Here is a 4,757-nt window from a genome sequence, read left to right on the forward strand (position 1 = left end):
CTTTTTCCCGCCAATCCCGTCTTCGCCGGCTGGTAGCACGATCAACAGAGAGCGTCTGGTATTGGACAGAGCGTTAGAGCGCCCGGCAATAGGGGTGTGGATCAAGGAGAGGGGCTGGGGTGCGTACATCGCAAGGCGGCGGAGGGAGTCACCCTGGTGTTGGGTGGCGACCGACGACAACGCGGTGAGGTGCGTGCCCCAGCCCCGCGACGCCGCGTCCCTATTGCCGGTCGCTCTTAGCTTGGGCGGTGCTGAGTGTGCATACTTTTCCGCGTACTGTTACGAAAGTGTCATCTCAGTGACAGATATGCGCCGAATGTGCATATTTTCCATGCGGAAGTCCGACTGATGGCGATCGTGCGGGGGGGTCGTGGCCGATCGGGAGCTGGCTCCGCGGTTCGACATCGAGGGCAGAATTGTACGGGTTCTGGTGGAATGCCCGGAACTGAGCCCGGCGGGGAGCCGGCAGCTTCTCCTTGACCTGCTCGGACGGGCAGGCTGCCCGGTCCAGGTCGCCGACTACCCGACCGCCATGCAGTGGTTCTTCGCGCTCGTCACAGCCTGCGCGCGGCGGTCGAATATCACCACGCTGGTCGACGTGGTGATCCGGCTGCAACCGGCTGCCGCCATCGTGATGATGTTGCTGCGGCTGCGGGACGAGTGGGAGGCCGGAGAGGTCGCGGTAGCGGCCTCGAGCGAGCTGTGGGCGCTGCTGCGGGCGGAACTGGACGCCATCTCGTCCGGCGCCATTGTGAAGCCCTACCGGCTGGCGACCGGTAACCGGATGCTGGAGCCGCCGCGCCACTGTATGACTGCCTGGCACACATTGCTCCACATTGCCGGCCGTAATGCGGCCTGGTCCAGGCTGCCGCCCTATATGGTCTTCCTCGAACATGTTCATGACGAGTTGACGCCATCAACCGCGCAGAAAGTGGACCGCTGGAACAGCAGCCGAGCGTACGAGCTGAAGCTCACCGCGGCCCTCGACGCGGTCCGGTTGGAGCGCACTCCACGGCCACATCACGCACCGCAGGTTCATCTGATGATCCAGTTTGATCCGGCAGACGGCGACGCGGAGTCCTACGTGGGGTCGTGGTGGCGCCAATGGGATGGCCGGATCGAGCCCGGCGGGCGGCAGCTCCTTTCCCGGGGCGAGCTCGAAGGTTATGTGGAGGCTGTCGTGCGCGGGCTGGAGACCGGGCTCGCCAGCCACACCCCAGTGGTCGCGATCGAGTTCATCCTGCCGTTCGGGCTGCTGAACGACCCTGTCGACTGGTGGCAGCGGGAAGCGGACCCAGGCCCGGCCAAACCACTGGCGTTGGACTATCCCGTCGCCCTGCGCAGCCTGGAGCGGTTACGCAGGCCAGACTGGCACCGGGTGTGGCATCGGCGTTGGCGGCAGCTGCATCACGGACCCGGCCGGGCCGGTGTGTACTGGAGCCGGCCGGACGGCTCGGACCACCTGCTCCGGCTGGAGGCCACGCTGGCGTCCGATGAAAAGCTGGTCGCGCTCGTGCTCAGTGAACCACCCGAAGTCACCGGGGGAACCGGGATGGGGGAGGCGCTGATGGCGCTGCGGGCGGGCCTGCCGGTGGTCCTGTGGCATCGGTCCCGGCGGCTGGGCAGCGAACATGAGGACACCTTGCGGCTGCTGGTCGATGACGGCGACATGAGCGATCTTCCCGGTCGGGTCCGCCGATTACGGATCGACGCGCTGCTGGAACCGGGCGGTGGCGCCGGCGGAGCCGGCGACAAACATGTGGGACGCAATCTCGCGCTTCTGTGGGATGATCCAGAAAGGCAGCCCGAGAGAGGCTCGCCCGCCCCTCTCGGTGTATCACAAGGGGAGGGCCGTCCATGAGCGTCGACCCGGCAGCTGGGCAGGCGGACTCGCCTGGTACGCCATCCCGGCCGGGATGGTGGCTGTTCCAGGGAACGGGCGATCCGATCGAGCCCGCGGAGCGGGACCGGCGATGGCCGGCACCGCCGCCGTGGCGGATTTTCCAGGGCGGGCCGGTGCTGCCGCCTCCGTCGGCTGAGGGGCCAGAGGCTCTGCGGCGGCTGGGGACCACGCCGTCCCGGCTGCTCGACACGGCCCAGATCTCGGTCGTGAACGCGGCGATCTACCTGCGGCGCCCCTTGCTGGTCACCGGGCGCCCGGGGGTCGGTAAGTCCAGCCTTGCCTATCTCATCGCCCGCGAGCTCCAGCTCGGGCGAGTTCTGCGCTGGCCGGTCACCAGCCGTACCACGCTGCGCGCCGGGCTCTACGACTATGACGCCATCGGCCGTGCGCAGGCCATGTCTCCGTTCCGTTTCGTGCCGAGCCTGCGCTGGCATAGCCGGCCACGAGGGGACGACCATGCCAGCGGCGCCTCGGGCCGTGGCGGTGTGGCCTTACCGCCGATCGGGGATTTCATCCAGCTCGGTCCGCTGGGGACCGCGCTGTTGCCGCATGAGCTCCCTCGGGTACTGCTCATCGACGAGATGGACAAAGGCGATTTCGACCTGCCGAACGACCTGCTGAACATTTTCGAGGACGGCGAGTTCGCCATTCCCGAGCTGGCCAGGATGCGCCACCAGGACCCCGAGGCCGAGGTGCACACGGCCGATCCCGGCGGCACGGCCGTGGTACGCGAGGGAATCGTCCGTTGCCACGCTTTCCCGCTTATTGTGATTACAAGTAACGGGGAGCGCGAGTTCTCCGCGGCGTTCCTGCGGCGCTGTGCCCGGCTCGATATCCCCGACCCGGACGCACGGCAGCTCGCCACCCTGATCGCCGCCCATTTCCCGGCTGACGCGTCCGGGCACCGGGAGCTTATCGCCCGGTTCGAGCAACGCCGCCAGCAGGTCGGCGGACTGGCGGCCGACCAGTTGTTGAACGCGGCCCATCTGGTGGCCGCCGGCGCCGCCGATGGGGACGAGGCGGTATGGAACGACCTGCTTGAGGCAGTCTGGCATCAGCTGGCCCCGGCGCCGTCTGCGGATATGCGATTCCCAGGCATGCAGTTTCCGGACATGCGATGACGGATGAGGCGGGGCAGCCCCCGGCCGCCCGGCGGCCGGCGCGGCGGCGGCCCGCCGCCGCGCCCACGCCCCGGGAGATTGCGGAGGCTGTCTGGCTGTGGCGCTACCTGGACCAGCCGGTACCCGGGCCTGCGCGTGCTCTCGCGACCAGCGGCGGGAGCAGCGGCGAAATCAGTGACGGGAGCACACAACCGGATGACGGTTCGCCGGCTGGGGACGCCTCTGCGCAGGAAACAGACGCATCCGGGCTGGGCCAGGCCGGCCAGGCCGGGCCGCAGATGGGAGGGAACCGCCAGCCTCGGCACGGGTCCGCCACCGGGCCGGAGGCCGCCGCGCCGGAGCGCAGCGCCCCGGCTGGCCAGCCGGGCTGGGCCGGGCTGGCCGTCGGTGATGGCGAGGACGCCGACGAGGACGCCGCGATAGCTGCCGCCGGCTCCGGGCTCCTCCTGTCCGGAGCGCCTCCCGCCCCGCCGGCCGGGACTTGGCCCAGCGTCTTGGCAGGCGGGGACCCCCGGGCCGTGCGGGCCGCGTTGCGGCCGTTGCGGCAGACGATGGCATCGGCGTGCGCGGACGTCCTGGATGAGGAGGCCACCGCGGAGCGGCTTGCGCAGGGCCTCCTGGGGTTACCGGTCTACCGGCCGGCCCGGGAGCGCCGGTTCGAGATCGTCCTCATCGTTGACGGCAGCCCGTCGATGACTCCCTGGCTGGACACCATCCCCGGTATCGTCACGCTGCTTGAGCGACACGGCGCGTTCCGTGACGTCCAGCTTCGCTTCCTCAACACCGACACGGACCGACCGGAAGATCTCTGCCTGCGGACCGGCTGGCCAGGCGGTGCGGCACACGCGGCCGCCGAGCTCCTCGAGCCGACCGGCCGGCGGATCCTGTGGGTACTGACCGATGCGCTTGGCCGAGCGTGGTGGACAGACGCGATGTCCCCGCTGCTGTGGTCCTGGGCGCGGCGGCTCCCCGTGGCGCTGCTGAATCTTGTGCCCAGGCGGCTGTGGCAGCTGACCGGGCTCCGTCCCCAGCGGGTACGGATGTCGATGCCAGGCGGTGCCCCGATCGCCGCCGCCCCGCGGTGGGCGTTCCGCGATCCGTGGGGCGCTCCGTTGTCCGGTTTCGGCACGGCCGACCTGGCGGTGGCTGTCCCGGTGCCGGTTCTCGAGGCCCACGCCCGCCGGCTCGCTCCCTGGGCCGGCTTCCTGTCGGGCCGGCAGCCGTGGACCGAGCTGACGGCCGTGCTCACCGGCCCGCGCAGCCAGCCGTCGGAACGCGCCGCCTACTCCTGGGGCGGCAGCCCGGCGGAATCCGCCACGGAGTGTGTGCAACGGTTTCGGGCGGTGGCCTCCCAGGAGGCTTTCGAGTTGGCCACCCACCTGGCCGCGGCGCCCTTGACCTGGGCTGTGCTGCGCATGGTGCGGGACATGGTGCCAGGCGCGGGCCGCCCGCAGCTGTCTGAGATCTTCGCGGGCGGGCTGGTGCGGCCGGTGCCCGCCGGTGGCGGCCCCGCCGGTCCCGAACGGATCGCGCTGGAGTTCCACCCCGGCGTGCGGGCGGAGCTGCTCGCCTTCGGCCGGCGTTCAGACGCCACGCGGGTGCTGCGGGCGGTAAGTGATCTTCTCGGTTCGCGGGTCGCTGTTCTGCGTGACACCGGCCGGATGCTGGACGAGCCGGACTCGGCCCCGGTCCCGGTGATCACTAATGACAACCGCCCGTTTTTGTTGATCGAA

The 4,757-nt window shown here is 70.0% G+C and carries 3 protein-coding genes; all 3 read left to right on the top strand.

Features of this window, described 5'->3' with window-relative positions; genetic code table 11:
* Positions 1 to 370 precede the first annotated feature (370 nt).
* Positions 371 to 1,861: a hypothetical protein gene (locus MJ783_RS21940; protein WP_239313472.1), complete on the top strand. Its 1,491-nt coding sequence runs from the start codon at positions 371 to 373 to the stop codon at positions 1,859 to 1,861.
* Complete coding sequence (locus tag MJ783_RS21945) at positions 1,858 to 3,024, top strand: MoxR family ATPase (RefSeq protein WP_239313475.1); 1,167 nt, start codon at positions 1,858 to 1,860, stop codon at positions 3,022 to 3,024. The genes MJ783_RS21940 and MJ783_RS21945 overlap by 4 nt, the downstream gene beginning before the upstream one ends.
* On the top strand, positions 3,021 to 4,757 hold a 1,737-nt coding region (locus MJ783_RS21950; RefSeq protein WP_305039532.1), incomplete at its 3' end, for an SAV_2336 N-terminal domain-related protein. The genes MJ783_RS21945 and MJ783_RS21950, both read left to right, overlap by 4 nt.

The sequence above is a fragment of the Protofrankia sp. Cj3 genome (assembly GCF_917627355.1).
Lineage (GTDB): Bacteria > Actinomycetota > Actinomycetes > Frankiales > Frankiaceae > Protofrankia.